The 3,652-nt window shown below is 36.8% G+C and carries 3 protein-coding genes; 2 read left to right on the forward strand and 1 reads right to left on the reverse strand.

Annotated features, from left to right (window positions below):
• Positions 1–41 precede the first annotated feature (41 nt).
• A complete protein-coding gene (locus CWC11_RS20245) occupies positions 42–2,198 on the reverse strand; it encodes a prolyl oligopeptidase family serine peptidase (protein WP_138684127.1) in 2,157 nt (718 codons plus the stop codon).
• Positions 2,199–2,357: 159 nt separating this feature from the next.
• On the opposite strand from CWC11_RS20245, the gene CWC11_RS20250 reads away from it, so the two are divergent.
• Positions 2,358–2,669, forward strand: a complete 312-nt coding sequence (locus tag CWC11_RS20250) for an Mpo1-like protein (protein ID WP_138684128.1) — start codon at positions 2,358–2,360, stop codon at positions 2,667–2,669.
• 532 nt (positions 2,670–3,201) lie between these two features.
• Positions 3,202–3,652: TonB-dependent receptor plug domain-containing protein (locus CWC11_RS20255; protein WP_171038466.1), on the forward strand; the 451-nt coding region annotated here is incomplete at its 3' end.

Below are 3,652 nucleotides of genomic sequence, written 5' to 3' on the forward strand. Positions count from 1 at the left end.
ATTAAATTTACTCGGCCTTTTTGCTTAGCTAGTTAGCGCTTTTATAAAGACTCAATACCCATGTTATACAGCGTAAAGCCAAATATATCAGCGTATTGCTCAATCGTTTTACTTGTTGGCGTACCTGCGCCATGTCCTGCATTTGTTTCTATGCGAATAAGCGTTGGATTACTACCTGTTTGCTTTGCTTGAAGCTCAGCTGCAAACTTAAACGAATGTGAAGGGACAACGCGGTCATCATGATCGCCCGTGGTGATCATAGTAGCAGGATATTCAACACCTGCTTTTACATTATGAAGTGGTGAGTACCCTTTAATGTATTCAAACATTTCTTTACTTTGCTCACTGGTGCCATAGTCGTATGCCCAGCCAGCGCCCGCGGTAAATGTATGATAGCGCAGCATATCAAGTACGCCTACAGCAGGTAATGCCACTTGAAATAAGTCAGGACGCTGCGTCATTACAGCGCCAACTAATAAGCCTCCGTTAGAACCACCACGAAGTGCTAAACGCTTTTTAGAGGTGTATTTTTTATCTTTTAAATATTCAGCTGCGGCAATAAAGTCATCAAACACATTCTGCTTTTGAAGTTTTGTACCTGCATTGTGCCAGTCTTTACCGTATTCACCGCCACCACGAATATTAGCAACGGCATACACACCACCTTGCTCAAGCCACACAGCATTAATCGGGCTAAAGCTTGGTGTTAAACTAATATTAAAACCACCGTAACCATATAAAATAGTTGGGTTTGAACCATCAAGTTTAATGCCTGATTTATAGGTGATGACCATCGGTATTTTTGTGCCGTCTTTTGATGTGTAAAATACTTGCTCAGAGGTGTAATCGTCGCTATTAAAATCAATAGCCGACTTACGATAAACACCCGACTCGCCAGTTGATACATCAAATGTATAGGTTGTGCCCGGTGTTGTGTAGTTAGTAAATGAGTAATAAAGCGTTGTTTGATCCTTTTTACCACCAAACCCACGTGCAGTGCCTACACCCGGTAAGGCAATTTCACGAATTAACTCACCTTTTTTGTTGTACTGTTTTACCTTCGAAATTGCATCAACCATATAGTTGGCAAAAAAAGTGTCGCCACCTTTTGTAAGATTTAATACATTTTTTGTTTCTGGAATTAAATCGACCCAGTTGTCCGGTGTTGGATTGGCAGCATCTACTGTCACTACTTTTTTGTTTGGCGCATTTAAGTTAGTTACTAAAAACAGCTTACTACCTTCGTTATCAATAACTGATATATCTGAATCAGTATTATCAACAACCGTTATAAACTCACTGTTTTCTTTTGTTAAGTCTTTTATAAATAGCTTATTACCTGAAGTAGACGTACTTGCCGAAATAATTAAGTAGCGACCATCATGAGTTACATCAGCGCCAACATAACGATGTTTTTGCGCATCAGTTTCACCAAACACTACATTGTCGGTAGATTGCTTTGTCCCTAATTTATGATAATACGCTTTATGCTGATCAGTTTTAGCCGAAAGCTCACTGCCTTTAGGTTTATCGTAGCTTGAATAATAAAAGCCCTCGTTACCTAGCCAATCAATACCGCTAAATTTAACGTCAACAAGTGCTTCCTCAACTTGCTCTTTAGTATGAGTATCAATAACAATAATTTTACGCCAATCACTACCGCCTTCAGATATTTGATACGCTAATAATGAGCCATCTTTTGAAAACGATAAACCCGACATAGACGTCGTGCCATCGTCACTAAATTTGTTTGGATCTAAAAATACTTCAACGTCGCCACCATCTTTACTGCGATACAAAACATATTGGTTTTGTAGACCATCGTTTTTATAAAAATAGGTGTAATCGCCTTCAGTGAAAGGAGGGCCTATTTTTTCGTAGTTCATTAGTTTTTCAAGGCGCTGCTTTAACTTATCGCGATAAGGTATTTGCTCTAAATAAGAAAACGTTAAATTGTTTTGCGTTTTAACCCAATCAGCGGTCTCTTCGCTCATATCATCTTCTAGCCAGCGATAAGGGTCTGCAATAGTTTCTTCAAAATAGGTATCTACAACGTCACCTTTTTTTGTTTCTGGGTATATAACTGCGTTAACTTGTTTCATAGGTGGTTTTACTTCTTCTTGCGTTACCGTATTGGTTGGCTCTGAACAGCCACTAAGTGCTACAAGTAGAGCACATGCTAGAGTATGTTTAAACATTAGGAGTTCCGTTCTTCTTTATTATAAATAGTGACCTTAAGCTATTAACTTTTAGCTCTTTTGTCTATTCAGATGCGCTAGGTAACATTTATTGCTGTAAACAAATGTAAACTTAAGCTTTAATCGTATTTATAATTAATAACAATAAAAGACTACATTATGGAAAACGAACACACGTTTAAGAGCTTTAAGGCATTTTATCCTTATTACTTAAAAGAGCATCGAAATGTTACCTGCCGCCGTTTACACTTTGTGGGCAGCGTACTTGTACTTGCAGTTATCGCAATTGCGCTATTAAAACAGCAATATAGCCTATTATGGTTATTGCCTGTTATTGGCTACGGGTTTGCTTGGGTTGGGCACTTCTTTTTTGAAAAAAACCGCCCCGCAACTTTTAAGCACCCTTTTTATAGTTTGTGGGGAGATTGGATAATGTTTAAAGATATGCTAATTGGCAGAATAAAATTTTAACTTATTTTTATATCAATTTTTTATAAAAAGGCAGTTTCTTCTATATTTAAAGTATAGGCATTTATTACAACGCACTTATTTTTTAAACGGCTTTTAAATGTTAACTTAATTAACATTTAAAAGCCGTTTTTTATTTTTATGTTTTAAATTTATTTATAATTAGATCTTAATTAATTGCCAAGCCAATAAAAATAGACCTTTACAAACAATCACTTTAAATTACCACCTCATCTTACCAGTTAATTAAACGTTAACCAGCCATTGTAAAAATAACTTATTACTCATCAGTAACTTACATATCTCTATTTCTATATAACTAAAATCACTTTGAATATAAAAATTAGTAAAATGTAATTATAAAAACATTCAGTTTAATTGAATGTTATTCAATTGACTCAGTTTGTTAATGCCGTATATGTTCTAAGTAACAAAGCAATTTGTTAAAAACAGGCTTATATAAAAGCCTTGGTAAGCCCAAAGGGTTTACTTATACAACAACAAAATAATTCAATGGGTTTGAGGGAAAAACAATATGAATAAAAGACCATTATTTAAATTACAACAAACTGCACCACAAAAGCTGCTGGCGTTAAGCGTATCAGCAGCCTTACTGGGTAGTTTTTCAATTAAAGCAGCAGAGCAAGAGCCACAAGCACAAAAAGACATAGAACAAATAAGCGTTATTGGCTCTCGCCGATTAGGCCGCACAGTAGAAGACAGCGCTGTGCCTATTGATATTATTGGCGCCGATGCACTTAAAAGCTCAGGCCTTACCGAAACAAACGCATTATTAAGTAACTTATTACCAAGCTTTAACTTTCCGCAGGCATCTCTTACTGATGGTAGTGACCATGTACGCCCTGCACAGCTTCGTGGCTTAGCACCCGATCACACTCTAGTACTTGTTAATGGTAAGCGCCGTCACAGTAATGCATTACTTAACTTAAATGGCTCAACAGGTCGTGGCTCTTCGTCGGTAGATT

The organism is Pseudoalteromonas sp. S3178 (assembly GCF_005886985.1).
GTDB classification, from domain to species: Bacteria; Pseudomonadota; Gammaproteobacteria; order Enterobacterales; family Alteromonadaceae; genus Pseudoalteromonas; species Pseudoalteromonas carrageenovora.

Excerpts from the sequence above, each read along its gene's own strand:
- CWC11_RS20245 (WP_138684127.1), bottom strand. The coding sequence starts at position 2,198 with ATGTTTAAACATACTCTAGCATGTGCTCTACTTGTAGCACTTAGTGGC.
- CWC11_RS20250 (WP_138684128.1), top strand. The coding sequence starts at position 2,358 with ATGGAAAACGAACACACGTTTAAGAGCTTTAAGGCATTTTATCCTTAT.